The sequence below is a fragment of the Pseudazoarcus sp. NS36 genome, assembly GCF_059703705.1.
In genome coordinates, this window is record NZ_BAAKJA010000006.1 from 26,717 (window position 1) to 53,679 (window position 26,963).

17 protein-coding genes and 1 tRNA gene are annotated in these 26,963 nt (G+C 65.6%); 5 read left to right on the top strand and 13 right to left on the bottom strand.

The genetic code is table 11. The features are described 5' to 3' along the window. Positions 1 to 7 precede the first annotated feature (7 nt). The 3 genes from AC6H0R_RS10415 to AC6H0R_RS10425 all read left to right on the top strand — a co-directional run bounded on the left by AC6H0R_RS10415 (position 8) and on the right by AC6H0R_RS10425 (position 13,007). Entirely contained in the window at positions 8 to 772 is a 765-nt protein-coding gene (locus AC6H0R_RS10415) for a response regulator transcription factor (RefSeq protein ID WP_497581303.1), read from the top strand. A gap of 344 nt (positions 773 to 1,116) precedes the next feature. Beyond that, a complete protein-coding gene (locus AC6H0R_RS10420) occupies positions 1,117 to 8,823 on the top strand; it encodes a DUF7933 domain-containing protein (RefSeq protein WP_497581304.1) in 7,707 nt (2,568 codons plus the stop codon). Beyond that, a complete protein-coding gene (locus tag AC6H0R_RS10425; RefSeq protein ID WP_497581305.1) occupies positions 8,820 to 13,007 on the top strand; it encodes an OmpA family protein in 4,188 nt (1,395 codons plus the stop codon). Before AC6H0R_RS10420 ends, AC6H0R_RS10425 begins: the two co-directional genes overlap by 4 nt. A gap of 158 nt (positions 13,008 to 13,165) precedes the next feature. Here the strand turns inward: AC6H0R_RS10425 and ychF are convergent, their stop codons facing one another. The 8 genes from ychF to AC6H0R_RS10465 form a co-directional block, all read right to left on the bottom strand. Next, the gene (gene ychF / locus AC6H0R_RS10430; RefSeq protein ID WP_497581306.1) at positions 13,166 to 14,257 is read right to left on the bottom strand and encodes a redox-regulated ATPase YchF; all 1,092 of its coding nucleotides are present in this window, start codon (positions 14,255 to 14,257) and stop codon (positions 13,166 to 13,168) included. Next, positions 14,254 to 14,862: an aminoacyl-tRNA hydrolase gene (gene pth / locus AC6H0R_RS10435; RefSeq protein ID WP_497581307.1), complete on the bottom strand. Its 609-nt coding sequence runs from the start codon at positions 14,860 to 14,862 to the stop codon at positions 14,254 to 14,256. The genes ychF and pth overlap by 4 nt, the downstream gene beginning before the upstream one ends. Before the next feature lie 20 nt (positions 14,863 to 14,882). Continuing rightward, complete coding sequence (locus AC6H0R_RS10440) at positions 14,883 to 15,503, bottom strand: 50S ribosomal protein L25/general stress protein Ctc (RefSeq protein WP_497581308.1); 621 nt, start codon at positions 15,501 to 15,503, stop codon at positions 14,883 to 14,885. Between the two features lie 84 nt (positions 15,504 to 15,587). Further along, positions 15,588 to 16,538: a ribose-phosphate pyrophosphokinase gene (locus AC6H0R_RS10445; RefSeq protein ID WP_497581309.1), complete on the bottom strand. Its 951-nt coding sequence runs from the start codon at positions 16,536 to 16,538 to the stop codon at positions 15,588 to 15,590. A gap of 83 nt (positions 16,539 to 16,621) precedes the next feature. Next, positions 16,622 to 16,698, bottom strand: a tRNA-Gln gene (locus AC6H0R_RS10450). Positions 16,699 to 16,711: 13 nt separating this feature from the next. Further along, positions 16,712 to 17,569 carry a 4-(cytidine 5'-diphospho)-2-C-methyl-D-erythritol kinase gene (ispE, locus tag AC6H0R_RS10455; RefSeq protein WP_497581310.1) on the bottom strand — a complete coding sequence of 286 codons (858 nt, stop codon included), beginning with the start codon at positions 17,567 to 17,569 and terminating at the stop codon, positions 16,712 to 16,714. Next, positions 17,551 to 18,123: a lipoprotein insertase outer membrane protein LolB gene (gene lolB / locus AC6H0R_RS10460; protein ID WP_497581311.1), complete on the bottom strand. Its 573-nt coding sequence runs from the start codon at positions 18,121 to 18,123 to the stop codon at positions 17,551 to 17,553. Before lolB ends, ispE begins: the two co-directional genes overlap by 19 nt. Then, entirely contained in the window at positions 18,120 to 19,841 is a 1,722-nt protein-coding gene (locus AC6H0R_RS10465; RefSeq protein WP_497581312.1) for a tetratricopeptide repeat protein, read from the bottom strand. The genes lolB and AC6H0R_RS10465 overlap by 4 nt, the downstream gene beginning before the upstream one ends. Positions 19,842 to 19,954: 113 nt before the next feature. On the opposite strand from AC6H0R_RS10465, the gene mutM reads away from it, so the two are divergent. Together mutM and AC6H0R_RS10475 are read left to right on the top strand one after the other, a co-directional pair. Next, positions 19,955 to 20,797 (top strand): bifunctional DNA-formamidopyrimidine glycosylase/DNA-(apurinic or apyrimidinic site) lyase, encoded by an 843-nt coding sequence (gene mutM / locus AC6H0R_RS10470; protein ID WP_497581313.1) that lies wholly within the window; start codon positions 19,955 to 19,957, stop codon positions 20,795 to 20,797. A 130-nt stretch (positions 20,798 to 20,927) separates the two neighbouring features. Further along, positions 20,928 to 22,901 (top strand): dynamin family protein, encoded by a 1,974-nt coding sequence (locus AC6H0R_RS10475; RefSeq protein WP_497581314.1) that lies wholly within the window; start codon positions 20,928 to 20,930, stop codon positions 22,899 to 22,901. Between the two features lie 6 nt (positions 22,902 to 22,907). On the opposite strand, the gene AC6H0R_RS10480 is transcribed toward AC6H0R_RS10475, so the two are convergent. The 5 genes from AC6H0R_RS10480 to AC6H0R_RS10500 are packed head-to-tail and all read right to left on the bottom strand — an operon-like array spanning position 22,908 to position 26,929. Further along, on the bottom strand, positions 22,908 to 23,162 hold the full coding sequence (locus AC6H0R_RS10480; protein ID WP_497581315.1) for a YfhL family 4Fe-4S dicluster ferredoxin: 255 nt from the start codon (positions 23,160 to 23,162) through the stop codon (positions 22,908 to 22,910). 17 nt (positions 23,163 to 23,179) lie between these two features. After that, positions 23,180 to 23,671, bottom strand: coding sequence for a pantetheine-phosphate adenylyltransferase (gene coaD, locus AC6H0R_RS10485; RefSeq protein WP_497581316.1), 492 nt, complete (start codon positions 23,669 to 23,671; stop codon positions 23,180 to 23,182). Next, positions 23,668 to 24,207 carry a 16S rRNA (guanine(966)-N(2))-methyltransferase RsmD gene (rsmD, locus tag AC6H0R_RS10490; RefSeq protein ID WP_497581317.1) on the bottom strand — a complete coding sequence of 180 codons (540 nt, stop codon included), beginning with the start codon at positions 24,205 to 24,207 and terminating at the stop codon, positions 23,668 to 23,670. The genes coaD and rsmD overlap by 4 nt, the downstream gene beginning before the upstream one ends. Then, on the bottom strand, positions 24,204 to 25,538 hold the full coding sequence (locus AC6H0R_RS10495; protein ID WP_497581318.1) for a M16 family metallopeptidase: 1,335 nt from the start codon (positions 25,536 to 25,538) through the stop codon (positions 24,204 to 24,206). The genes rsmD and AC6H0R_RS10495 overlap by 4 nt, the downstream gene beginning before the upstream one ends. Then, on the bottom strand, positions 25,535 to 26,929 hold the full coding sequence (locus AC6H0R_RS10500) for a M16 family metallopeptidase (protein WP_497581319.1): 1,395 nt from the start codon (positions 26,927 to 26,929) through the stop codon (positions 25,535 to 25,537). Before AC6H0R_RS10500 ends, AC6H0R_RS10495 begins: the two co-directional genes overlap by 4 nt. Positions 26,930 to 26,963 lie beyond the last annotated feature (34 nt).

Here is a 26,963-nt window from a genome sequence, read left to right on the forward strand (position 1 = left end):
TCGGGCTATGAGTTCAGATGAGTATTCATGTGCGAGTGAGGCGGACGGCCTGACGTCCAGATCGAAGCCGGGAGATGGCATCAGCGTATGTGTCGTCGAGGACGATGAAGACCTGCGTGAAGAACTGGTTGCCGGGCTGGGCGACTTCGGTTTCGAGGTGCGCGGTTTTCACGATTCGACGGGCTTGTACCGCGGTCTGCTGGCCGGGCCGTGTGACATCGTCGTGCTCGACGTGGGGCTGCCGCGCGAGGATGGCTTTGCGGTGGCGGCTTCGCTGCGCGAGATCCGTGACATGGGCATCGTCTTCTTCACCGGCCGCGGTTCCACTGAAGATCGCGTGCGCGGTTTGATGCAGGGGGGCGATGCCTACCTCGTCAAACCGGTGGATCTGCGCGAACTGGTGGCCACCCTGGTCAGCGTGCGCCGTCGTATGGCGAGCGTGGCGGTATCGGCGGTCGGTGAGGAAGTCTCCCCGGAGGCAACTGCGGGCTGGGCGCTGGCGCCGGATGGCTGGTCCTTGCTTGCGCCGCGTAGCGTGCTCGTGCCGCTGACCTCGCTTGAGCGCAGCCTGTTGCAGTATCTCTTCGAACACGCGGGCGAAGTGGCCTCGCGTGACAGCCTGATCCAGGCCCTCGGGCATCGGCTCGACTACTACGACAATCATCGCCTGGACGTGCTGGTCAGCCGTTTGCGTCGCAAGGTGAAACGCGAGGCGGGCAGCGAACTGCCGCTGCGGGCCGTGCGCGGGCACGGTTTCATCCTCTCCCTGTAGGGGGCGTTGCGGTCCGGAACACATGTTTCCGGCATCCGTTTCACCCTTCTCAGGGGGGCTCCTGTCGTCTTCGTGCGACATCAGTTCAATGGTTTTTAAGCGGTAAACGGGCTCGGCGTGGCTGTTTTCACGCCGCTTTGTGAGTCTGCTGTCAGGAACGAGAGCTTCGGTCAGTCATCGACGGTGAACGTGACCCAGCGGAATAGCACGAGTTCATAAACTCCGCGCTGCTTCCGGGGGGTCCATTGCTTTCGCCGTACGCGGATTGAGAACAGCGTGGAACGCCATCGGACGCCGTGACCCAGGTCACGGCGTTTTTGTTTTTTCACGCCACGCGAGCCGCCATGAGACACCAATGCCCATCGTCCCTGAGTTCCATCAGGAACCTTGCCCCGCCCCGAACCACCAGTCTGTGGCAAGAGTTCACGACTGCGCTGCGTGGCAAGGTGCCGGCGTTGCTGCTGGCCTCGGCCCTGGGCTTGTCCACGTCGGCTGCGCTGGCGGAAGTGTCGCTGACGACGGCCTACACGGATTCGTCCACCGCCTATTCCGGTGATGTACGCACGCTGCGTATCACCGTCACCAACTCGGCGGTGATCGAGGTTACGGATGGCGCGCTGGCCGTTCCGGGCGGCAGTTTCGTGCTGCCGCCGGAGTTCGAGATCGCGGCGCTGCCCAATCCTCAGAGCACCTGCGGTGCTCCGGTCGTGGTGGCAGGCGGGCGCAATGTCGAGTTCACGGGCGCCACCATTCCGGCAGCCAGTGCTGGCATCAACGGCACCTGCTCGGTCGAGGTGGACGTACGCATCGCGGTGAATCCGCCGTCGACCACTTCCTACACCTCGGCAGTCAATGCCGGCTGGTTCACTGGAGACGAGGGCGGCACGCCGGTGAGCAACGCCGGCAACGCCGAGATCGGCCTGACCGTCGGCCCGCTCGGCACGCTGTCGGTGAGCAAGAGCTTCAACCCGACCACCATCCGGATGGGCGACACGAGCGCCATCAGCATCACCGTCAGCAATCCCGGCTCCCGGCCGCGTGCGACCACGATCACCGGGCTGGCGGAGAACCTGCCGACCAACGTCAGCGGAACCGGCACGGTGACGGGCGGCACCTGCGGCGCGGGTACGGCCGACGGAACCACGGGCAACGTCACGATCACGCTGGACGCCGGGCATACGCTGAATCCCGGCGAGTCGTGCACGGTGACCTGGGAAGTGCGCGGCAACGCCGCCAACGGCAACACCTCAAGCAACACCAATACGGTACCGGCCAACGCCGTCGCCAACGACCGCAACATGGGCCACAGCGCCGCCACGGCCGGCATCACCGTGCAGTCGCCGGTGACGCTCGGCAAGAACTTCGAGTACGACAGCGTGCGGCCCGATGAGCCGGTGCGCATGACCATCACGCTGCCGAACCGCTCGGACAACGATGCCAGCGTCAGCTTCACCGACAACCTGCCCGCGGGCATGGTGGTGTCCACGCCCAACGGCCTGAGCGTGCAGGAATGCGGCGCAGGTGTGGTGACGGCTGACCCCGGCACGAGCACTGTCAGCCTCGCCGGCGGCACTGCGCTGGCCAACACCACCTCGACCGGCACGCGCTGCACGGTGCAGGTGGATGTGCAGGCCGCCGGTCCGAACACCGATGCCGGCAACATCGTTCCCTACACCAACACCATCGCGCACGCCGACTGGTCGCAGACGCTGCCGGACATCGGCCTGATCTCGGGCCAGACCGGCTCGGCCAGCGACGACGTCACGGTGTTCAATGAATTCACCGTGCACAAGACCTTCGTCGGTCCGCAGGGCGAGGCCTTGAGTTCGGTCGGCCCCGTGCCGGGCGATCTGGTGCGCTTCCGCGTTGCGTTGCGCAACTATTCGGCGGCCGTCGTGAGCGGTGTGAGCGTGACCGACGTGTTGCCGCAGACGGGTGGTGCGCAACTGCGGGTGGCCACCAGTGCCACCCTCGGCGGAACCGATCCGCTGACGACTTGCGGCGGGTCGCCGGTATTCCCTGTGGATGGCGCGACCACCGCCGTGTTCTCCGGGCTTACGGTTCCGGCCGGTAGCGGCGCGCAGAACGGCGCGTGCTACGTCGAATTTCACGCACTGGTCCCGGCCAACTGGCCATCGGGCGCGAACATCAGCAACGACCTCAGCACCCAGCCCAATGCCGGCATTGACTGCACCTCAGGCGACTGCACGGTGCAGGTCGGCGGGCAGAACCAGTCGGTGCTCGTGGCCTCGGCCGTCAGCGCCCAGCATCTGCGCGTTGCCAAGGGCTTCTCGCCGAGCCCGGCCACACAGGGTCAGGCCTCGGTGCTGACCATCACCTTGTTCAACAATGGCTTCTGGGATCTGGAGTCCGTCGGCGTCATCGACGAGCTGCCGCAGGACACCAGCGGCGGCACCGGTCAGCTGGTCGTCGCGCCGCTGCCCGGCGCGGCCACGACCTGCAGCGGAACGCCGGTCTATGCCTATCTCGACGGGCGCACGGAATTTCGAGTCAGCGGCCTCACCGTTCCCGCGCGCGGCTCGTGCCGGGTTTCGGTGAACGTGGTCGGTGCGCTGGCCGGCAGCTACCCCAACGTGATTCCACCCGAGAACGTCGAGGCAACGGATGCGCGCGACGGCCGCTCCGTCGTGCCGGCTGAGGCCGCCGAATCCACGCTGGTGGTGACCCCCACCTTTGCGGTGACCAAGAGCTTCTCGCCCGGCACCGTGGCCCCGGACGGCGGTGTCTCGCGCGTCACCATCACGGTGAGCAACAACGGTGGCGCCGCGCTTACCGGCATGAGCGTGGTCGACCCGCTCGCCGGCACCGGTCTGCTGGTGGCCGAGTCTCCCGCCGCCAGCACCACCTGCGCGGGCCCGGTGGCCATCACCGCGACGGCCGGCACGACCGAAGCACGCCTGGAAGGCGCGCAGGTGCCTGCGGCGACTTCGTGCACTTTCTCCTTCAACGTCGTCACGGATGGCTCGCTGGGCACCAACCCCAGCGTCAATACCTTGCCGCCGGGTGCCGTCACGGCCGACGGCGGGCTGGAAACGAACACTTCCACCGAGGCTCAGCTGAGCAAGCTGGGCGGCGCCGGATTGCCGTTCGTGCAGAAGGGCTTTGCACCCGACACGCTGACGACGCTCGGCGAGACCTCGTTGCTGACGATCACCATCAACAACAACGAACCGGGCGCAGTCGAACTTACAGGCGCCGGCCTGGTGGATGACATGCCGGCGGCCATCGAGGTGGCTGCGCCGCTGCAGGCGAGCACCACCTGCGCCGGCGGGGTGGTGAGCGCGGTCCCCGGCAGCAGCCGGATCGAGTTGTCGGACGCCACCATTGCCGCTGGCAGCAGTTGCGAGATCAGGGTCAACGTCAGCCTCAATCGCACCGGCACGCATACCAATACCGTGCAGCCGGGCTGGCTCACCAACGACCAGAACGTGACCAACAGCAACACCTTCCCGGCCAACCTCGGGACGGTGGCGCGCGCCGGCGTGGACAAGTCTTTCTCGCCGGTCAGCGTGGCGTCGGGCGAGCCGTCGCTGATGACCATTCGCGTTACCAACCGCGGCGCCATCCGGTTGTCGAATCTGAGCATCGTCGATGACCTGACGCTGGTGCCGGGCCTGGTGCCGGCGAATCCGCACAACGCCAGCACCACTTGCGGCGGCGTGCTGGCAGTGACGCCGACCCGGATCGAACTGAGCAACGGCACAGTGCAGGCCGACTCGTCCTGCGTAGTCACCGTCGAAATGACGGCCGACAGTTCCGGCACCTACGTCAACACGCTGCCGCCGGATTCGGTGACGGTGGATGAAGTGGTGCTGATCCCGCCGGGTGAGCCGGTGACCGGCACGCTGGAGGTGCGTGATCCGCTGACGGTGACCAAGAGCTACGCCAACCCGCAGCGCCTGGTGAACCAGGCCAACCGCCTCACCATCACCATCAGCAACCCCAACGACTCGGCAATCACCGACGTCCGGCTCACGGATACCTATCCGCAAGGCAGCTTCAACACCACCACGCCGAACGCAGTGGCGAACTGCACGAGCGGCACGAATGGTGTCGTGACGGCCACACCTTCGGGTAACTTCGTGCGCCTCACCGGTGCGACGCTGGCGGCCAACGGCAGCTGCACCATCGCTGTGGATGTGCTGAGCAATGCTTCGGGCACCTATCTCAACACCATCCCGGAATCCGCGGTGCAGAGTGCCGAGGGTGCGACCAATACCAACCCGGCGCAGGACCAGTTCGTGGTCCCTGAGCCGCCGACGCTGGGCAAGTACTTTGACCCGGTGCAGATCCCGGTTGCCGGGACGTCCACGCTGCGCATCCTGCTAGGCAACGAAAACGATTCGCCGATCACGCTCACCGCGCATCTGAACGACGATCTGCCGCAGACGCCGGGCGCGATGACGGCGACCGGCATCAATGCCGGGGCCACCACCTGCACGATGGGCTCGATTTCGCTGCTCGATTCCGGTGCCGGTGCCAACACGCGCATCCGTTATGCCAGCGGCGCCACGATCCCGGTTGGCGGCTGCGTCATCGCCGTCGATGTCACGGCTAGTGCGCCGGGCCAGTACAACAACCTGATCCCGGCCGGTGAGCTGGAAACCAGCGTCGGCCCGAACCCGGAGCCGGGCACGGCCGTGCTGGCCGTGAGTACCAACCATGCCGTCACCGGCAAGGTGTACATGGACGAGAACGACAACGGTGCTGCCGAATCGGCAGAGCCGGGCGTTTCCGGCCAGGTTGTGGAGCTGTGGGAGCACGACGGGGGTCAGTACGTGCTGCGTGAGAGCACGGTGACGGACAGCCTGGGCAACTACGCTTTCCTCGAACTGCCCGACGGCCTGTATCAGGTGCGGCAACCCAATCAGCCACCGAACACGATCAACGGCCAGACGACTGCCGGCAGCGCAGGTGGCACGGCAAGCAGTGTCGCCAGCGTGCCCAGCACGATCACCGGCATTGAGCTGACCGGCGCCGGCGTCACGCCGATGCTGGCCACCAGTAACAACTTCGGCGAGCTGGAGTACGGCCGTATTGCCGGCAAGGCCTTCGTCGATACCAACAACGACGGCACGCAGCAAGGCACCGAGTCGCCGCTGCCGGGTGAAGTCATCCGGCTGCAGCGTCTTGTCGGCCCGGACTGGCTGGATGAGGCGCAGACCGTTACCGGCGCCGATGGCAGCTATGAGTTCGCCAATCTGGAGCCGGGCACCTACCGCGTGCTCCAGCCGAACCAGCCCGAAGGCACGGCCAACGGCCAGACCACCGCCGGCACCGGCAGCACGACGTCGGGCGTTCCGAGCAACCCGAACACGCCTGACGTGAAGAGCCAGATCGAAGGCATCGTGCTGGGCTCGGGCGAGGCTTCGCTCGGCAATGACTTTGCCGAGATGTCGGCCACTCGCAGCGTGACCGGCCGCGTCTTCCTCGACTACGACGGCAACGATCTGCTCAATGGCGTGGACCACGGCATCGGCGGCTTGCCCGTGACGCTGACCGGCAACGACATCAACGGCAATCCGGTTTCGCTGAACACCACTACCAACCCCGACGGCAGCTACGCCTTCACCGGCGTGCCCGAGGGCAACAACTACACCATCACCCAGCCGGGCCAGCCCGACGGTGCGACCAACAAGAACCCGGTTGCCGGTACCACCGGCGGTTCGCCGGCCCATACCCCGAGTTCGAGCGAACTCACGGGCGTGAATCTTTCCGGCACCAATCGCGTTTCGGGCGAGAACAACTTCCCGAAAGTGCCGGACAACGATGCGCCTGACCTGACCATTGCCAAGTCGCATTCACCGGCCACTTTCGGTGCCGGCTCGAGCACGGGCTTCTACACCATCCAGCCGGGCAACATCGGCCTGTCGGATACCAGCGGCGTGATCACCATCGTCGACACGCTGCCCGGTGGCATCACCGCGCTGGGTGTGCCGAGCGGCAATGGCTGGGAGTGCGGCGTGTCGGGTCAGATCGTGACCTGCACCACGGCGGCCGTGATTGCGGCCGGCACCCCGGGTGAGCCGATCACGCTGCGTGTCGAGGTGGCCGAGTCCGTGCTGGATCAGATGCTGCTCAACACCGTCACCATTTCCGGCGGCAACGAGCCGCCTGATTTCACCAGCAACAACACGGCCGAAGACCCGACCGAGGTGCTGAACCGTTCGTCCGTGTCGGGCAAGGTCTGGCGCGACGTCAATCACGACCGGGTCTTCGATTCGGGCGAGCCGCGCGTGCCGGACTGGACTGTCGAACTGTGGCTCAACGGCGTGCAGGTCGGCTCCACCACGACCGACGAGCAGGGCGAGTACAGCTTCAACAACCTGGCGCCGGGCAGCGGCTACGACATCCGTTTCCGCGAGCCGAGCACCGGCATGGTGTTCGGGCGACCGGTGCCCAATGAGCGTGGTGTGAGCTACACGCCGGGCGCTGTCGATCCGTCGGCCAACCCGGGCGGTGCCGACAACGGTGGCGGAACGCTGAGCGAGCTCACGCTGGCGCCGGGTGCGAACGTGGTCGAGCAAAGTCTTCCGCTCGACCCGGCCGGCGTGGTGTACGACGCCGTGACCCGTCAGCCGGTGCCGGGTGCGGTGGTGACCATCGAAGGGCCGGGTGCCTTCAACCCGGCCGACCACCTGGTCGGCGGTGAGGCGGGTCAGAACTTCACGACCGGTGTCACGGGCTTCTACCAGTTCCTGCTTACGCCGAGTGCGCCGGCCGGCGTCTATACGCTGACCGTCACCGTGCCGCCGGCGTATGTGCCGGGCGTATCCACGATCATTCCGGCGTGCGCCAACACGCCGTCGATCGGTGCCGTGCCTTCGCCCGCACTGGTTACGCTGTCCAACGAGGCGCCGTCGTCGGGCACCACGCAGCACGAACCGCTGACCTGCGAAGCGGCGATCTCGGGTACCGCGACCACCACGCAGTATTACCTGACGTTCAACCTGACGCCGGGTACCTCGGCCGATGTGCTGAATAACCACATCCCGCTCGATCCGGTGCTCGAAGGTGCCATCCGCATCGTCAAGACGACGCCGCTGGTGAACATCGTCAAGGGTGGTCTGGTGCCTTACACCATCACCGCAACCAACACCCTGAGCGCGACGCTCTCGGGCATCGACGTGGTCGACCAGATCCCGCCCGGTTTCCGCTATCGCAGCGGCAGCGCCAGCGTGCGCCACGGCAGCAGCAGTGTCTTCGTGCCGGTCGAGCCGCGTGCGCAGAACCGCCTGCTGAGATGGCGTGACATGAACTTCGCGGCGGGCGAAACCAAGACCTTCCGCGTCGTGCTGGTGGTGGGTGCCGGTGTGGGTGAGGGTGAGTACACCAACCTCGCCTGGGCCATGAACCAGCTGGTCGAGGAGCGCGTGTCCAACGTCGGCTCGGCGTTGGTGCGGGTCATCCCCGATCCGGTGTTCGACTGCTCCGACATCATCGGCAAGGTCTTCGACGACCGTAACGCCAACGGCTACCAGGACGAAGGCGAGCCGGGCATCCCGAATGTGCGTGTCGTCACCGCGCGTGGCCTGCTGGTCACGGCTGATGCCGATGGTCGCTTCCACGTCTCGTGCGCGGTGATCCCGCAGCGTGATCGCGGCAGCAACTTCGTCATGAAGCTCGACGAACGCACGCTGCCGTCCGGTTACCGCATCACCACCGAGAACCCGCGTGCCGTGCGCGCCACGCGCGGCAAGCTCACCAAGCTCAACTTCGGCGCCACGGTGCACAAGGTCTTCCGCATCGAGGTCGATCAGCGTGCCTTCGGTGAAGGCGAGGCGCTCGCGCCGGACTGGGCCGGCAAGCTCAAGAGCCTGATGCCGGCGCTCTCTGCACAGCCCTCGGTCGCCCGTCTGGCCTATCGCGTGGCTGCCGGAGAGGACGCAAAGCAAGTGCAGAAGCGGCTCGACGGCCTGCGCCACACGCTGACCGAGGCTTACCGCGAGCAGGAGGACGAAGGCCCACCCCTGATTGTTGAAACGGAACTCATCGATGTCGCGGCCAGCGCGCAAGGAGAGCGGAAATGAAAGCGCATCGCGTACATCGTGCCATGCCGTACAAACTGACTGTCGTAGCCACGCTTGCGGCTCTGTCGGCCTGGCCGGCACTGGGGGTCGCGGCGCAGGAAGGCGCGCAGGAGCCTGAAGGCAAGCGCGTCGATAACCGGCGGGTCGAACCGCGGGGTGTCACCTCGCCGGTCGAGCGGCAGAGTGAAGTGCTGTGGCCGCTGCCGTCCGGCGTGACGCGCAGTGATCTGGCGGCGATGCGTGCCGCAGCTGCGCCGGAGCAGCCCCCGCAACAACAATTGGAGCTCGACGAAGGGCGTGGCGCAGCGGCGTTCAGCTCCGGCGATGCCGAGTTGACGCCCGAAGCGCGCACGGTGCTCGATGGGCTGCTGAACGATCTGCGCGGCAAGGCGAACATTCGTCTGGCGGTGACGGGTCATACCGACAGCCAGCGTCTGTCACCGCGGGCGCGGGAGCGCTTCGGCAGCAACCAGGGGCTGTCCGAGGCGCGTGCGCTGGCGGTGGCCGAGTACCTGCGTGGGCAGCTTGGTCTGGCGGCCGAGGCCATCAGTCTGGCCGGCTTCGGGCCGGATCGCCCGGTGGCCGACAACGCCACGCCTGAGGGCATGGCGCGCAACCGGCGCGTCGAGATCTCGGCGTGGTATGCCGATCAGCCCGTTGCTTTGCCCTCTGGTCAGCAAAGTACATGCGCTGCAGAAGGCTCGATTGACCTCCCGTTTCGCGTGACCGTCGACGGCGAGCCAATGAGTCTCGATGGCGAACGTGGCGGCATGAGTGAGGCGGATCGTCAGCGCTGCACCGACGTTGCGCTGGCGCAGGCCGACATCCAGATCAAGTACGACGATCTGGCTGCCCGTCCGTCGCTCAACGTGTGGGTCGAAGAGGATGTGGCCGAGCGCGGCAGCACGGTGCATTTCCGTGGTTACGCCAACTATGTGGCGTGGATCGAGCGCGCCGAGCTGCGCCTGTTCCATGCGGGTGAGGCGCCCCAGGGCAAGCCGACCGCAGTTTTGCCGCTGGGCTGGGAAGAGCCGCTGGCGTGGTCGGTGCCGGCGCGCGACGAGGACGGGGCGATATTCCCCACCGGCGATCTGCGCGATGCGGATTACCAGTACGTGCTGCGCGTGTATGACAGCGCCGGCCGTTACGACGAAACCGCCATCAAGACGCTGACGGTTTCGTCCAAGCCGCGTCCTCTGGCCGATCGCGACGTGGACGCACGCGAGGCACTGACCGGTTGGGGTGAAAACGCGCTGTCCCTGCGCAACATCCCGGTGCGCGGCGGCACGGTTACGGTGAGCGGTACCCGTCTGGCCCAGGGGCAGAGCGTGCATGCGCTGGGGCTGTCGGTGCCGGTGGATGGCGATGGCCGCTTCGTGGTGCGCCAGATCATGCCGTCCGGCCCGCATTCGGTCGAAGTGCGTGTGGATGAGGCCAACGGCGATTCGGCGCTGTTCCGCCGCAACGTGTCGATTCCGGATGACGATTGGTTCTACGTCGCCGTCGGCGATCTGACGATCGGTCGCAACGCCGTCAATCACCGCGACAACGCCGAGCTGATTACCGGCGACGACGACCACTATCGCAACGAAACCTATGTGGATGGCCGTGGCGCTTTCTACCTCAAGGGCAAGATCAAGGGCGAGTGGTTGCTGACCGCCGCCGCCGACACCCGCGAACAGCCGTTCAAGCATCTGTTCTCGAACTTCTCGTCGAAAGACCCGCGTTACCTGCTGCGCAACATCGACCCCGACGCCTATTACCCCGTGTATGGCGACGACAGCACGACGGTGGATGACGCCCCGACGCAGGGCAAGTTCTACGTGCGGCTCGAACGTGGCGATTCGCAGGTGATGTGGGGCAACTTCCACACGTCCTGGTCGGGCAGCGAATTGGCGCAGTATTCACGCGGCCTGTACGGCGCACGCGGCCGCTACGTGTCCGAAGAGGCGACCAGTTTCGGCGAGCGCCGTACGCACGCTGAAGTGTTCGCGGCCGATCCGGGCACCTTGCCCGCCCGCGAGGAGTTCCGCGGCACCGGCGGCTCGCTGTACTACCTGCGCAACCAGGACATCACGGTGGGTTCCGAGCGCGCCTGGATCGAAGTACGCGACCGCGACTCCGGTCTGGTGCTCGAACGCCGCATGCTCACGGCCGGTCTGGACTACGACGTGAGCTATCTGCAGGGCCGTTTGATGCTGGAAAGCCCGCTGCCCTCGACCGGCAGCGCCAGCGGTCTGGTGCAGACTTCGCCATCGTCCGGCAACCCGCTGTATCTGGTGGTCAGTTACGAGTACGTGCCCGGCGTCGAGAAGGTCGATAGCCTGGCCGTCGGTCTGCGCGCCAGCCATTGGCTCAATGATCACGTGATGCTGGGCGTTACCGGCTTCCGCCAGGGTGAAGGTGAAGCTCGCCAGACCCTGAAGGGCCTCGACATCACCGTGCGCGTGGCAGCGGGCACCACCCTGAAGGCCGAATTCGCGCGCTCGACCGGCGCAGCCGGCACGCTGACCTCATCGGTCGATGGCGGCTTCGGCTTCCAGGACAGTCTGGCAGGCGGCAGCGATGTATCGGCCGATGCGCGTCGCATCGAGGCGCGCATCGATCTGGCCGAGGTAACGGAAGACACGAACGGATCGGTGACCGCCTACTGGCAGGATCGCGAAGCGGGGTACAGCGGTCCGGGGCAGATCTCGGTAGCGGGTGAAGCCGTGACCCAGGTTGGCGTGCGCGCCGAAGTCGACGTGACCGACGCCGACCGCGTGACGGTCAAGGCCGACCAGCGCGAAGGCGACATCCAGGATCGCCACAACGTCGAGCTCGCCTGGCAGCATCGCGTGACCGAAGAATGGGCGGCCTCCATCGGCGTGCGTCAGGACGAGCGCGACAACAAGGCGCCCGGCCTGATCGCCAGCCCGACGCTTGCGCAGCAAGGGCGGCGTACCGACGTAATCGGTCGCGTCGATTACCAGCCATTGACGGAAGACGGCACCGTTGCAGACTGGGCGACCTACGCCTACGTGCAGGGCACGGTGGCGAAGTCGGGCGAGCGCGACGACAACAACCGCGTCGGTGCCGGCGGCAGCGTGCAGGTCAATGACCGCGTGCGCCTGCGTGCCGAAGCCTCCGGGGGCGATGGTGGCCCGGGGGGACTGCTCGGTGCTGACTACCGCATCAGTGATCGCAGCAATGCCTACCTGAACTACGTGATCGAAACCGAAGACCCGGAATACGCCTGGCGTGGCCGTCACGGTTCGTGGGTTACGGGCGCGGATTATCGTGTCAGCGAAACGGCCAGGGTGTTCGGCGAGAACCGCTACACCCACGGTGCCGGTCCGCAGGGCCTGACCCACGCCTTCGGTGTGGATCTGGCGCCGACCGACCGCTGGACCATGGGCGCGACCTTCGAAACCGGTCGCATCACCGACCCGCTGGCGGGCGACTTCAAACGCCGCGCGCTGGGGCTGTCGATCGGCTACAAGCATGATCGGGTGCGCTACGCCGGCAGTGTGGAGTTCCGCCGTGACGAGTCCGACTTCGGCGTGGGCCGAACCTGGCTGATGCGCAACTCGCTGGGCTACCAGCTTGATCCGTCGTGGCGCCTGATCGGCAAGTTCAACCTCTCGCGCAGCAGCAACAGCGGAGCCAACTTCTGGGACGGCGATTTCCACGAGATCGTGCTCGGTGCAGCCTATCGCCCGATCAACAACGACCGCTGGAACACGCTGTTCAAGTACACCAACTATCACAACGTGCCGTCCTCCGGGCAGCGCTCGCCCAGCGGTGGCTCGGCAGACTACGCGCAGCGCAGCCAGGTGCTGTCGGTCGATACGGTGTGGGATTTCCGTCCGTGGCTGTCGCTGGGCGCGAAGTATGGTGTGCGGATCGGTGAGCTCAAGTTCACCAACCCCGACAGCGAGTGGTTCTCGAGCCGCGCCGATCTGCTGGTGTTGCGGGCAGACTGGCACTTCGTGCGCGAGTGGGATGCGGTGGTCGAGTGGCGCAAGCTGCGTGCCGACGAAGCGGAAGATGCGCGTGCCGGCTTCCTGCTGGGGGTGTATCGCCATGTCGGCGAGCACGTGAAGGTGGGCGTGGGTTACAACTTCACCACCTACTCGGACGACCTGACCGACTTGTCCTACCGCAGTCGTGGCTGGTTCCTGAACGTGCTGGCGACGTTCTGAGCGGCGAAGACGGAGCGGCCTGCTGAACGCAAATGGGCGCCGGAACATCCGTTCCGGCGCCCATTTCCTGTGTTGTGTGAGGCATTCCGAAGATACAGACAAAAAGGCCTCTGATCGTCGATCAGAGGCCTTTTGCAATCACGAGAAGGGGCGAAGGCTCAGACGTTGAACAGGAAGTTCAGAACGTCGCCGTCCTTGACCACGTAATCCTTGCCTTCGGCGCGCATCTTGCCGGCTTCCTTGGCGCCCGACTCACCCTTGAACTGGATGAAATCGTCGAAGGCAATGGTCTGGGCGCGGATGAAGCCGCGCTCGAAGTCGGTGTGGATCACGCCGGCCGCCTGCGGGGCGGTGTCGCCGACGTGGATGGTCCAGGCGCGCACTTCCTTCACGCCGGCGGTGAAGTAGGTCTGCAGGCCGAGCAGGGTGTAGCCGGCGCGGATCAGGCGATCCAGGCCCGGCTCTTCGAGGCCCATGGATTCGAGGAAGTCCTTCTTGTCGGCGTCTTCCAGGTCGGCGATCTCGGCTTCGATGGCAGCGCACAATGCGACCACCTGAGCACCCTCAGCCTCCGCGTGGGCGCGCACGGCGTCCAGATGCGGATTGTTGCTGAAACCGTCTTCGGCCACGTTGGCGGCATACAGCACCGGCTTGGCAGTGATCAGGCAGAACGGGCGGATCGCAATCCACTCGTCCTTGGCCAGATCGAGCGCACGCACCGGCTTGCCTTGGTCGAGTTGGGCGAGGCACTTCTCGAGCACCGGCAGCAGGCTCTTGGCTTCCTTGTCGCCGGCGGCGGCGGGGCGCTTGTACCGGTTGATGGCCTTGTCGATGGTGGCGAGGTCGGCAAGGGCGAGCTCGGTGTCAATGACTTCGATGTCGCGGATCGGATTGACCGAGCCGGAGACGTGCACGACGTTGTCGTCGGCGAAGCAGCGCACGACGTGCACGATGGCGTCGGTTTCGCGGATGTTGGCGAGGAACTGGTTGCCCAGACCTTCACCCTTGGAGGCACCTGCCACCAGTCCGGCGATGTCGACGAACTCGACGATGGCCGGCTGGATCTTCTGCGGCTTGACGATTTCCGACAGTGCGGCCAGACGCGGGTCCGGCACTTCGACGATGCCAACGTTGGGCTCAATGGTGCAGAAGGGATAGTTGGCTGCTTCGATGCCGGCCTTGGTCAGCGCGTTGAAGAGGGTCGATTTGCCGACGTTGGGCAGGCCGACGATTCCGCATTTGAGGCTCATTGGGGTTCTTCCTTGTTCTTCGCCGGCTTCGGGCGGGTGTTGAGTCGGGTCGTCGCGGCGGTCCAGCTGCCTGCGGCAATCAGCGGCCAGGCGCCCAGGGCGCGATCAATGGCGGCGTCGATTTCTTCCTGCTCTTCGCGGCGCGGTGGTTTGAGCACGAAATTGGCCACTTCGTTGCGATCGCCTGGATGACCGATACCGATACGCAGGCGCCAGTAATCGTTGGTGCCGAGGTGGGCCGAAGTGTCTTTCAGGCCGTTATGGCCACCCAGTCCGCCACCGAACTTGAGCCGCAGCTGGCCGGGCGGAATGTCGAGTTCGTCATGCACCACGAGGATCTCGGCCGGCTGGATGCGATAGAAGCGCGCCAGCGCACCGACCGACTGGCCCGAGCGGTTCATGAAGGTCTGCGGCATCAACAGCCAGGCGCCGGCACTGCGCGCATTGGCCGCGAGGCCGTGGAAACGGGATTCGGGTGCGAAGCGTACGCCGAGCTCGTCGGCGAGACGCTCACAAAACCAAAACCCGGCGTTGTGCCGGGTTTCGGTGTATTCGGCCCCGGGGTTGCCGAGGCCGACGACGAGGCGCACGGGTGCGGAGCTCATCGGTCAGCGTGCGGTGCCGATCAGGCCTCGGCCTCGCCGCCTTCGCCGTCTTCAGCCGCGTCGTCGGCGGAGCCGCCGCCGGTCTTCAGGGCGGTAGCGATAACCGGGTTGCCTTCACCGTGATGAACCACTTCGACGCCCTTCGGCAGCGCGATGTCGGAAACGTGCAGCGACTGGTCGTTCTCAATCTTGGACAGATCGATCTCGAGGAACTCCGGCAGATCCTTCGGCAGGCAGGCGACGTCGATCTCGGTCATGACATGCGAGATCATCTGGCCACCAAGCTTCACGGCCGGGCTGATTTCGCTGTTCACGAAGTGCAGCGGCACCTTGATGTGCAGCTTCTCGGTGGCACTGACGCGCTGGAAGTCGATGTGCAGCACTTGCTGCTTGTACGGGTGCCACTGGGTGTCACGCAGGATGACGGTCTCTTTCTTGCCTTCAACGACGACGTTGAGGACGGAAGAGTGGAACGCTTCCTTGCGCAGCAGGTGATACAGCTCGTTATGGTCGAGCGTGATCGCCTCGGCGTCCTGATGGGCGCCGTAGATGATGCCCGGCAGCTGGCCAGCGCGACGCAGGCGGCGGCTCGCACCCGTGCCCTGATCCACGCGCTTGGTGGCCTTGAATTCGATGTTCATTGCAGTACTCCAGTGGTTGAAGATGATCCGCCCGCGACCAGACGGATCGTAAAGAGGCCCGCAGCAAACGCTGCAGGCCGAAAATCATTCCATGAACAGAGAGCTGACCGATTCCTCGTTGCTGATACGCAGCATGGTGTCGGCCAGCAGGGATGCAACCGAAACCTGGCGGATCTTCGAGCACTCGCGCGCGTCTTCGCGCAGCGGAATGGTGTCGGTCACGACCAGTTCGTCCAGATCGGAATCCATGATGCGTGCCGCGGCAGCGCCCGACAGTACGGCATGCGTACAGTAGGCCAGCACCCGACGCGCGCCGTTTTCCTTGAGTGCCGTGGCGGCCTTGCACAGCGTGCCGGCGGTGTCGACGATGTCGTCCATGATCACGCAGGTGCGGTCCTTGACCTCACCGATGATGTTCATGACCTCGGCCACATTGGCCTTGGGGCGACGCTTGTCGATGATGGCCAGATCGCACTCGAGACGCTTGGCAAAGGCGCGCGCACGCACCACGCCGCCGACGTCGGGCGACACGACCATCAGGTCGTCGTACTTCTGCTTGTCCAGATCGTTCAGCAGCACCGGGGCGGCATACACGTTGTCCACCGGCACGTCGAAGAAACCCTGGATCTGGTCAGCGTGAAGATCCATCGTCAGCAGGCGCTGCACGCCGACGGCCTGCAGCATGTTGGCGACGACCTTGGCCGTGATCGGCACACGCGCCGAACGCGGGCGGCGATCCTGGCGGGCATAGCCGAAATAGGGGATGGCAGCGGTGATGCGGCCGGCCGAAGCGCGTTTGAGCGCATCCACCAGCACCAGCATTTCCATCAGGTTGTCATTGGTCGGCTGGCAGGTCGGCTGCAGGACGAAGACGTCCTTGCCGCGGACGTTTTCAAGCAGTTCGACATTGACCTCGCCATCGGAGAAACGACCGACCGTCGCAGAACCGAGTGTGATGCCGAGGCGGCGTACGACATCGGCAGCGAGTTTGGGGTTGGCGTTGCCGGTGAAGACCATCAGGCTGCCACGGGGCATGACCGATTCTCCAGTACCGAAATTGAAAATCTGTGGAGCCGGAAGCGAGACGGGCAGGCGCGTGGCCTGCCCGGTTCGTCGTCTGGCTGGGGAGGAAGGATTCGAACCTTCGAATGCCGGAATCAAAATCCGGTGCCTTGACCAACTTGGCGACTCCCCAAAAACCTTGTTCGCTACCCGTCGAGCCAGCTGTGAAGCGGATGCCGCGCCTGACTCCGGGCCTTCCATGCACGCCACTTTGGCGGGCAGGCGGCAATGATATCCGAAGCCGCATTTTCGGAGTCGACCGCCGCGAAAACACAGGCGCCCGAACCGGTCATGCGCGCGGGAGCAAAGCGCTCCAGCCATTCGACCGCCGCGGCAATTTCCGGGTGAAGTCTGCACGCTACTGGCTGCAGGTCGTTCCGGGTTGCGCGGAAAGCGAAGTCCGCAATTCTGATGGGTTCGGTGTTTCTCGTCAAGTCGGGTGAGCGGAAAATTTCGAGGGTCGGCACGTGCACGCCCGGAGCGATGATGACGTAACACGCCGCTGGCAATTCGACGGGGGTGAGGGCCTCGCCGATGCCCTCGACGAAGGCGTCGGTGCCGCCGATGAAAAACGGCACATCGGCGCCCAGGCGCAACCCGAGGGTGGCCAGTTCGGTGCGATTCAGTCCGGTGTTCCACAGACGGTTGAGTGCGATCAGTGTGGTGGCAGCGTCGGACGAACCGCCACCGAGTCCGGCCCCGGCCGGCAGCACTTTGTGCAAGGTGATATCTGCACCGGTGCTGCAGCCGGTTTCCGTCTGCAGCAATTGTGCGGCGCGAATCACCAGGTCAGTGGATTCGGGGAGGTCAGGGAGGTCATTGACGCGTCGGATTGCGCGGTCTTCGCGCAGATCGAAATCCAGCGTGTCGCCCCAATCGAGCAGGCGAAAGACGGACTGCAGCAGATGGTAGCCGTCGGCTCTGCGGCCTACGACATGCAGGAAGAGGTTGAGCTTGGCGGGCGCGGGGCAGCCACGCAGGCACCTCAGTCGAGCGGTGTCCATGTGTCCACCACGATGCGCAGCCGCGCTTCGCCCCATTGCGCATTCAGCCGACGCGGGTGCGATTGGGGGTCGTCGGTTGCGTACTCGGCGTAGTTGATGATCCAGCCACTGTCCGTGATGCGTGTCGGCCGGCCCATGGCATCGGTTTCAAGAATCCGTGCGCCTTCGGCGGGGATGGCCTGGATCCAGTCGGCGAGATGCTCTGCCGGAGCATTGACGCCCAGGACATGCGGCAGCAGCGTGGCGGTGCTTGGTGCGAACAGGCGCTCGCCGTCGGCGGTGCGCAGCATGGCGCCGTCCGGCGTGCCGACCACTTGGGCGACGATCTGGCCGAGCGGACTGAGCACGACCCATTCATCGCCCTGAGGGCGATGTGCCCAGCGCAGGCGACCGCTGGCGGCACGCTCGCCATCGCTGGCGGCGAGGCGCCCTTCGAGGTTGAAAGACTGCACGCGGGGGCGTTCGACGGCTGCGATCTGCTCGTCCCTGGCGGGCTGCAGGGCGCAGCCCGCGAGTACGGCGCAGGCGGTCAGGGTGGCGAGAAGGCGGGTCATCGGCCGCGCAGACGCTGCACGGTTTCAGTGAGCACGGCGTTATCCGGGTGCTGGCTCAGCGCTTCGTTCCAGATGCTGGAGGCTTCATCGCGGCGATTGAGTGCCCACAACACTTCACCCAGATGGGCCGCAATCTCGGGGTCGCCGCGGATCGAGAAGGCGCGTTGCAGGTAGATCAGGGCGGATTGCGCGTCGTTCTTGCGGAAGCGCACCCAGCCCATGCTGTCGAGAATGAACGGGTCGTTCGGCGCGAGTTCGAGTGCGCGAACGATCAATTCCTCGGCTTCCTCCAGGCGATCACCGCGCTCGGCCAGCGTATAGCCCAGCGCGTTGTAGGCGTGCGCGTGCTCAGGATCGATCTCCATGACCAGGCGCATGTACTGCTCCATGCGTTCGATCTGCCCCAGTCGCTCGGCCAGCATGCCTGCCTCGTAGAGCAGGTCGGGGTCTTCCGGCGCCTCGACGAGCGCATTGTCGATGACCTGCAGCGCATCCTCGGTGCGACCGGCGTTACGCAGCAGCAGCACCTCGGTGAAGATCAGGCGACGGCGGTCGTCCGGTTCGACTTCGGTGCCGTTGAGATGCGCGCGTGCGGCCTCAAGCTGCCCGGCATCGGCCAGCAGGTGTGCGATGCGGATCTGTGCGTCAAGGTAGTGCGGGCCGGCCTCGATTTCGCGGTACAGCATTTGCGCATCGTCGCGGCGGTCGGTGCGTTCGGCGATGCTTGCGAGGTTGAACAGGATGCCGTCGCGTTCGGGGTGGCCACGTTCGAGCGCGCGCCGGAACTGTTGCACTGCCAGCGTGAAATCACCCGTCTGGGTGGCCATGATGGCGACGGCGTAGATCAGGTCGACGTCCTCCGGGTAGCGCGCGAGCAGTCCGCGAAACTCGGCCAGCGCTCCCGGGTAGTCCTCTGCGGAAACCAGGCTGCGTGCATGAGCGATGGCCGCATTGCGGCTGTCGGGGTGGCGGGTCAGGTAGTCGCCCAGTAGGTCCAGCGCGGCCTGTATGGCGTTGAGCTGAACCAGCAGTTGCGACTTGAGTACCACCGCGGGTTCCCAGTCGGGGCGCAGTTGCAGGGCCTTCTCGATGGCGCCCAGTGCGGCCAGATCTTCGCCTTCCCCCGCAAATGCCTGGGCGCGGGCGAAATGGGCCGGGGCCTGCAGTACATAGGGTTCGGTCAGACGTTCGACGATCTCGCGGACCAGCGCCTTGTCCTGCATCGGCGACAGCGCGCGGTTCAGGCCCAGCAGATTCTGCTCCAGGCGCGGCCCTTCCGAATTGGCGAGAATGCGTGCCAGCTCGATCTGTACCTCGTTCATCTGATCACCGCGGGTGGCCAGAATGCCGGCCAGCATGCGCCGCGCGTCTTCGGAAGTGGGGTCGGTCTCAAGCCAGATGCGCGCAGCCGCTGCTGCGCTGTCCATGTCACGCGCCACCAGCGCGATCTCGGTGGCGCGTCGCGCAATGCGCGGATCGAGCGTCTGGCGGGCCGCATGCAGATAGGCTTCGGCCGAGACCGGAAGATCGCCGCGACTGCCGGCGATTTCGCCCAGCAGGACCAGAAACAGCACGTCGGAAGAGAGTTCCTGGATCGGCAGCATGCCACCTGATTCGGTGGTGGCCGGGCTGTCGCCGGGCGCAGCGTGTGCAGCCGGAGCGGCTAGCGCGAGGCTGAGTGCCATGCCGGCGACGAACGGGTAGAGCTTGTGCTTCATAATCGGGTCCAGTAAGGCCGGTCTGCGCTGCTCGCGAAGTGTCCGATGGTATGCAGTTTCATGCTGCACGGGCAAGCGCGCGATGCTTGGCTTGCATCTATCAGGAAATTTTCATGCCCGAATTACCCGAAGTCGAGACCACATGTCGGGGTATACGTCCGGTATTGACCGGCAGAACGGTGAGCGGTTGCATCATCCGCAATGGCCGTCTGCGTCTTCCGGTTCCGCCCGATCTGGGGGTAATCATCGAAGGTCAGCCCCTGCTGGCGGTCGAGCGACGCGCCAAATATCTGTTGCTGCGCTTTGCCGATGGAACGGTCATCGTGCATCTGGGCATGTCGGGCAGTCTGCGTGTGGTCGATGCTCGCGCTCCGGTCGGCAAGCATGACCATGTTGACCTGCTGTTCGGTGATATCGCGCTGCGTTTGCGTGATCCACGCCGGTTCGGGTTGATGGTGTGGCATGCGGACGTGCAGACGCAGCATCCGCTGCTCGCGCGGCTCGGCATCGAGCCCTTGCAGCCGGGCTTTGATGGCGACTGGCTGTATGCAGCGCTGCGCGGTGTCAGCACGCCGATCAAGCTTGCCATCATGGACGCCCATCGCATCGTCGGTGTCGGCAATATCTATGCGTCGGAGAGCCTGTTCCGCGCCCGTATCCATCCGCTCACTCCGGCCGGAAGCCTCAGCCGGCAGCGTTGCCGGCGACTCGCCGAAGCGATCCGGGAAACCCTGGCCGCTGCCATCGAGGCCGGTGGCAGCACCTTGCGTGACTTTGTCGGCGGCGATGGCAAGGCCGGCTACTTCCAGCAGCAGTACTTTGCCTACGGCCGCGACGGCGAGGCGTGCCGCGTGTGCGGCGCCACGGTTCGCAAGGCCGTGGTCGGACAGCGTTCGACCTTCTGGTGTGCGCGCTGTCAGCCGTTGCGCAAGCCGCGTGCGAGCCTGCTGCGTTGAGCGCGTGGCGCGTCTGTCGGCCGGCACGTGCCGCCGGTCGCGGAGGGTCGGATGCGTCATTGGCAGGGCGTCGGGCGAGCGGTATGCTGGGCGAATCTGATCGCGTCCCCCTTCGGTGCCGGAGAATGCAATGAACGAGCTGATTGATCGGTTTTCCGCCTATGGCAGCTGGCGCGAGGAGGGAGAGGCTGCGATCGGCCGCCTGCGTGCATGGCTGACCCGCAATGATGTCGGCGATGCGCAGACCGAGATGCGTCTGCGTCAGGTGCTCGATCGCATGCATGAAGATCGCCTGACGATTGCCTTTGTCGCCGAGTTCTCGCGCGGCAAGTCCGAACTGATCAACGCCGTGTTCTTCTCCGGCTACGGCGACCGCATCCTGCCGTCGAGCGCAGGGCGTACCACCATGTGTCCGACCGAGCTGTGCTGGGAGCAGGGCAGCACGCCGCAGATTCGCCTGCTGCCGATCGAATCGCGTCGCGATGGCGAAGTGGTTGCGGTGTTGCGTTCGCGCCCGGAGGCCTGGCAGGTCGAGCCGCTGGATGCCGGTTCGGCGGAAAGTCTGCAGCGCGGGTTGTCGCGCGTCGGCGAAACCACACGCGTCAGTGTCGACGAGGCCCGCGAACTGGGTTTTCGTGTCGGTGAAGAAGGCGGTGAGGACATGCTGGTGGCGGACGCCGACGGCATGGTCGAGATCTCCCGCTGGCGCCACGCCATCATCCATTTCCCGCATCCGCTGCTCGAGCAGGGGCTGGTGGTGCTCGACACGCCGGGTCTCAACGCCATCGGCGCCGAGCCGGAGCTGACCTTGTCGATGTTGCCTAACGCACATGCCGTGGTGTTCGTGCTGGCGGCCGATACCGGCGTCACGCAAAGCGATCTGGCCGTGTGGCGGGAGTGTGTCAGTGCCGGGCGCAGCGGTAATCACGGCTGCATGGTGGTGCTCAACAAGATCGACGGACTGTGGGACGGTTTGCGCGACGATGCGCGCATCGAGACCGAAATTCAGGGGCAGGTCGCCTCGGTTGCGCGCACGCTGGGCGTGCCGGCTTCCAGCGTATTTCCGGTGTCGGCGCAGAAGGGGTTGGTCGGTCGCGTCAATGGAGACGAGGCGCTGGTCGAGCGCAGCCGGCTGGGCGCCTTCGAGCAGGCACTGTCGGCCGAAGTGCTGCCGGCGCGTCAGCGCATCGTGCGCGAGAGCAGTCTGGCCGAAGTCGATGATGTCGTGCGCCAGTCGCGTCAGCTGTTGCTTGCGCGGCAGCGGGGTGTCTGCGAGCAATTGCGCGAGCTGGCTGATCTGCGTGGCAAGAACCAGAGCGTCATCGAATACATGATGCGCAAGGTCGGCAGCGAAAAGGCCGAGTTCGAGGAAGGCCTCAAGAAGTACTACGCGGTGCGTTCGGTATTCACCACCCTGACCAACAACCTGCTGCAGCACATGGGGCTGGACGTGTTGCGCCACGAGACGCGGCGCACGCGCGAGGCCATGCTTGATTCGACCTTTACGGCCGGTCTGCGCGGGGCGATGGAGCAGTTCTTCGCGCGGCTGCGCGGCAATCTGGCGCAGTCCGAAACCGAGATTTCAGAGATTTCGTCGATGCTGGCCTCAATGTACAAGCGCTTCAGCGTCGAGCACGGTCTCAAGCTGGCGCAGCCGGCGGGGTTTTCGACGCAGCGCTATCTGCGCGAGATCGACCGGCTGGAGGAAATCTTCGATCGCCAGATCAACACCACGCTGACGCTGGTGACGACCGAGAAGCGCAAGCTCACGCAGAAGTTCTTCGACACCGTGGCGGTGCAGGCGCGGCGCACCTTCGAAGTCGCCAACCGCGATATGGACCAGTGGTTGCGCGCCGTCATGGCGCCGCTGGAAACGCAGGTGCGGGAGTATCAGATCCAGCTCAAGCGGCGCCTTGAGAGCATCAAGCGCATCCATCAGGCCACCGACACGCTGGAAGACCGCGTCGACGAACTGCGTCATGCCGAGGAAGGGCTGGAAGTGCAGATCGCCGAACTGGAAGAGATGTTGGCCGAGGTGCGTGCAGCCCTCGGCGCGGGGGAGAATGACGTCAATGCGGACGGCGAAGCCGTCCGCGCCGCCTGACCAGGATCAGGCGGCGGTGTTGGTCAGCAGGACGAACTTCTCCATCAGCTGGTCCTTGGTTTCGACCACATCCGGGTTGAGCGGAATGCAGTCGACCGGGCAGACCTGCTGGCATTGCGGCTCGTCGAAGTGGCCGACACATTCGGTGCACTTGCTGGGGTCGATCTCGTAGATCTCGTCACCCTGGTAGATCGCCCCGTTCGGGCATTCCGGTTCGCACACATCGCAGTTGATGCATTCGTCGGTAATCATCAGCGCCATGCTGTAATCCTTTCCTGTTACCTGTCCGGCTGAAACTTGTGCAGCAGGCGCCGGGTGACCTGCGGCTGAACGAATTTTCCGATGTCGCCGCCGAGGCGGGCAATCTCGCGCACCATCGTGGCCGAGATGAACATGTACTCGTCGCCCGGTGTGAGGAATACGGTTTCGACCTCGGGGAAGAGCTTGCGGTTCATGCCCGCCATCTGGAACTCGTACTCGAAGTCCGACACCGCGCGCAGACCACGCAGGATCACGCGTGCATCGTTGGCCTTCAGAAAGTCCATCAGCAGGCCGTCGAAACCGGTCACTTCCACGTTCGCAAACGGTGCGCAGACCTCGCGCGCGATCTCGATGCGCTCGTCCAGCTCAAACAGCGGCGTCTTGCCGCGGCTGCGCGCGATGCCGACGATGAGGCGGTCGAACAGCTGCGAGCCGCGCCGCACGAGGTCTTCGTGGCCGCGCGTGAACGGGTCGAACGTGCCGGGGTAAACCGCGATGGTTTCCCTCATTCGCTGCATCCTCGCATCAGATGAAAATGGACCTGACCGGCGCGACCCTCGCGGATCGTCTTCCAGCGGCCAAGTTGCGTGAGCGGTTGCTCGCTTTCCGCATACAGCCAAGCGTCTGTTTCGAGCAGGCGCTCCAGGGCGGGTTCGATCTTCTCCAGCAGGCCCTGACGGTAGGGCGGGTCGAGAAATACCAGATCGAACTTGCGCGACGTCGAGCGGGCGAATTCTACCGCATCGGAACGCAGCACCTCCACTTGCGTAGCTTGCAGGGCGTGCGCAGTAGTGCGCAGTGAGGCGGCTGCGCGTGCGTCGCGCTCGACCAGTACGACCTCGGCTGCGCCGCGTGAAGCGGCTTCAAAACCCAGTACGCCGGTGCCGGCGAAGAGGTCCAGGCAGCGCATGCCGTCCAGATCCTGGCCCAGCCAGTTGAATAGCGTCTCGCGCACGCGATCCGGCGTTGGCCGCAGACCGGTCAGTTTCGGGACGTCGATCAGGCGCGAGCGCCATCGACCGCCGACAATGCGGACCCGGCTCACGGCTTGACCGTATCGCCGTCGCCGCCGGCCACCACGACCGACAGGTGTTCCGGCTGTACACGCCGCGCGAAGGCTTCGCGAATGCCTTGTGCCGTGACCTCGGAGACCTCCTGCGGATAGGTGTCGAGCCAGTCCAGCGGCAGGCCGTAAAAGCCGACCACCGCCACCCAGTCGAGGATCTTGCCGTTCGAATCGAGCCGCAGGCCGAAGCCGTTGACGAGGTTGGCCTGCGCGGCGACGAGTTCTTCGTCCGTCGGCCCCTTGGCAATGAAGTCTGCCAGCACGTCGCGGACCACCTTCAGGGCATCGTCAGCCTGGCTGCCGCGTGTCTGCAGACCGATCTGGAAGGCTCCGGCAACGGCTTGCGGGGCGAAATAGCTGTACACGCTGTAGGCAAAGCCGCGCTCGTCGCGCACCTCGCGGTTCAGGCGCGACACCAGCCCGCTGCCACCGAGGATGTGGTTGCCGACCAGCAGCGTGAAGTAGTCCGGGTCGTCGCGCGACATGCCCGGCATGCCGGCCAGGATGTGGGCCTGGGATGACGGATGCGCGATGCGCTCGGTGACCGCTGGCGGCATCTTCGGCGCGGGCGGCGGCGGCATCGCGCTGCCGGCCGGCAGATCGCGTGTCAGCGCGACGGCGATGCGCTCGGCGTCGTCCCGGCTGGCGTCGCCGACGATGGTGATCGTGGCGTTGCGTGCGGTGTAGTGGGCGCGATGGAATTCGAGCAGCGCATCGCGGGTGATTGCATCGATGGACTCGAACGTGACCTGTGCGCCATACGGATGATCGCCGAACACCAGACGCCCGAAGGCGCGCTCGGCCAGCGTCGCGGGGCGGGTCAGGGCTTCGCGCAAGCCGGCAGTGGCGCGGGCTTTTTCGCGGGCCAGGACCGCTTCAGGGTAGGCCGGTTGCGCGATCAGGCGGGCCGCCAGTGCCAGGGCTGCGTCACGCTCGGGGGCGCTGGAGAGCGTGCGCACGGTGAAGCCGGCACGATCGTCGTCGGCGCCACCGCCGAACTGCGCACCGGTGTCGGCGCGAGCTTCGGCAATGGCCTGTTCGTCCAGGTCGCCGCTGCCGGCGTCGAGCAGGCTGCGTGCAAGCGTTGCGAGACCCGACAGGCCTTGCGGGTCGCGCGACGAGCCGGCGTCGAAGTCCACCCGGACGTCCAGCATGGGCAGCGTGTCGCCCGGTACGAAGTACACGCGGGCGCCGGTCTCGGCGATCCAGTGCTGGATGGCCGGGCCGGCCAGCGCGGCGTGCGCCGAGACGGTGAGCACCAGTGCAGTCAAGAGCCGCCCCATGGCGGCGGGCAGGCGGAGATTCATCATTGCTTGCTCCCGATCTGGGGACGAGTGGCGCCAAGCGCATTGGGCTGGGCGGGGCTGGCTGCGGCCAGCGGCTGCGGTTCAAGGATGGCGCGCGTGAGCGTGGTGTCGCCGAAATAACGGCGGGCTACATCCTGTACTTCCGCAGCGGTGACCTTGCGGATGCCTTTGAGCAGCGCGGCTTCGTCGCGCCAGGAAATGCCGGCGCCTTCGAGAAAGCCGATTTCCATGGCCTGACCCATCAGCGAATCGCGTTTGTACACCTCGGCCGCCAGCGTCTGCGTCAGCACGCGGCGCAGTTCTGCTTCGTCGATACCGTCGCGCGCGATGCGGGTAATTTCCTCGCGCAGCGCCGTTTCCAGTTCGGTCACGGTCTTGCCGGGGGCGGGCGTGGCGCCCAGCGTGAACAGTGAGGGGCCGCGCGCAATGCCGCCGTAGCTGGCGTCTACCGCAACGGCGATCTGTTCTTCGCGCACCAGACGGCGCGGCAGGCGCGCGCCGTCGTAGCCGTCGAGCACGGCTGCCAGCACCTGCAGCGCATAGACGTCACGGTCGGCTTCAACGTCATTCAGCGTCGGGGTGTGCCAGGCCAGCGCAACGTGCGGCAGTTCGGCCGGCGCCTCGACAATGACCTGGCGCGCGCCGAGCTGCGGCGGTTCGCGCGAGATGCGGCGCTCGGGGAGTGTCTTGGCAGCAATCGCGCCGTAGTGCTTTTCGGCCAGCGCAAACACTTCGCGGTGATCGACGTCACCGACCACCACCACGCGGGCGTTGTTGGGTGCGTACCAGGCCTCGTGCCAGCGGCGTGCGTCGTCGACTGTGTAACTTTCGATGTCGCCCATCCAGCCGATGATCGGGCGTTGGTAGGGGTGGGCGGTGTAGGCCGTGGCCATCAGCTGCTCCCACAGCAGCGAGCGCGGATTGTCGTCGGTGCGCATGCGGCGCTCTTCGCTGACGACCTGGCGCTCGGGCAGGAACTCCTTGTCGTTGATGACCAGGTTGGCCATCCGGTCGGCCTCCATCCACATCATCTCGTCGAGCCGGCTCGGCGGGATCTGCTGGAAATAGGCGGTGTAGTCGCGCCCGGTGAAGGCGTTGTCACGCCCGCCTGCGGCGGCCACGCGGCGGTTGAATTCGCCCGGCGCGAGTTTCTCCGTGCCCTTGAACATCATGTGTTCGAGCATGTGGGCAATGCCCGACACGCCGTCCGGCTCGTCCATCGAGCCGATGCCGTACCAGACCATATGCACCACCGAGGGCGCGCGCCGGTCTTCCTTGACAATGACATGCATGCCGTTGGGCAGCGTGGTTTCAAACGGGTTGGCCAGAGCCGGTGCCGGTGCGGCAATGGCGGTCAGCGCGAGGACGACCGCGGGCAGTGCGTGACGGAGCATTCGGGGTTCCTGCATCTGTTAGAATCCGGGGCAG

Excerpts from the sequence above, each read along its gene's own strand:
- AC6H0R_RS10415 (WP_497581303.1), top strand. The coding sequence starts at position 8 with ATGAGTTCAGATGAGTATTCATGTGCGAGTGAGGCGGACGGCCTGACG.
- AC6H0R_RS10420 (WP_497581304.1), top strand. The coding sequence starts at position 1,117 with ATGAGACACCAATGCCCATCGTCCCTGAGTTCCATCAGGAACCTTGCC.
- AC6H0R_RS10425 (WP_497581305.1), top strand. The coding sequence starts at position 8,820 with ATGAAAGCGCATCGCGTACATCGTGCCATGCCGTACAAACTGACTGTC.
- ychF (WP_497581306.1), bottom strand. The coding sequence starts at position 14,257 with ATGAGCCTCAAATGCGGAATCGTCGGCCTGCCCAACGTCGGCAAATCG.
- pth (WP_497581307.1), bottom strand. The coding sequence starts at position 14,862 with ATGAGCTCCGCACCCGTGCGCCTCGTCGTCGGCCTCGGCAACCCCGGG.
- AC6H0R_RS10440 (WP_497581308.1), bottom strand. The coding sequence starts at position 15,503 with ATGAACATCGAATTCAAGGCCACCAAGCGCGTGGATCAGGGCACGGGT.
- AC6H0R_RS10445 (WP_497581309.1), bottom strand. The coding sequence starts at position 16,538 with ATGCCCCGTGGCAGCCTGATGGTCTTCACCGGCAACGCCAACCCCAAA.
- ispE (WP_497581310.1), bottom strand. The coding sequence starts at position 17,569 with ATGGACACCGCTCGACTGAGGTGCCTGCGTGGCTGCCCCGCGCCCGCC.
- lolB (WP_497581311.1), bottom strand. The coding sequence starts at position 18,123 with ATGACCCGCCTTCTCGCCACCCTGACCGCCTGCGCCGTACTCGCGGGC.
- AC6H0R_RS10465 (WP_497581312.1), bottom strand. The coding sequence starts at position 19,841 with ATGAAGCACAAGCTCTACCCGTTCGTCGCCGGCATGGCACTCAGCCTC.
- mutM (WP_497581313.1), top strand. The coding sequence starts at position 19,955 with ATGCCCGAATTACCCGAAGTCGAGACCACATGTCGGGGTATACGTCCG.
- AC6H0R_RS10475 (WP_497581314.1), top strand. The coding sequence starts at position 20,928 with ATGAACGAGCTGATTGATCGGTTTTCCGCCTATGGCAGCTGGCGCGAG.
- AC6H0R_RS10480 (WP_497581315.1), bottom strand. The coding sequence starts at position 23,162 with ATGGCGCTGATGATTACCGACGAATGCATCAACTGCGATGTGTGCGAA.
- coaD (WP_497581316.1), bottom strand. The coding sequence starts at position 23,671 with ATGAGGGAAACCATCGCGGTTTACCCCGGCACGTTCGACCCGTTCACG.
- AC6H0R_RS10495 (WP_497581318.1), bottom strand. The coding sequence starts at position 25,538 with ATGATGAATCTCCGCCTGCCCGCCGCCATGGGGCGGCTCTTGACTGCA.
- AC6H0R_RS10500 (WP_497581319.1), bottom strand. The coding sequence starts at position 26,929 with ATGCTCCGTCACGCACTGCCCGCGGTCGTCCTCGCGCTGACCGCCATT.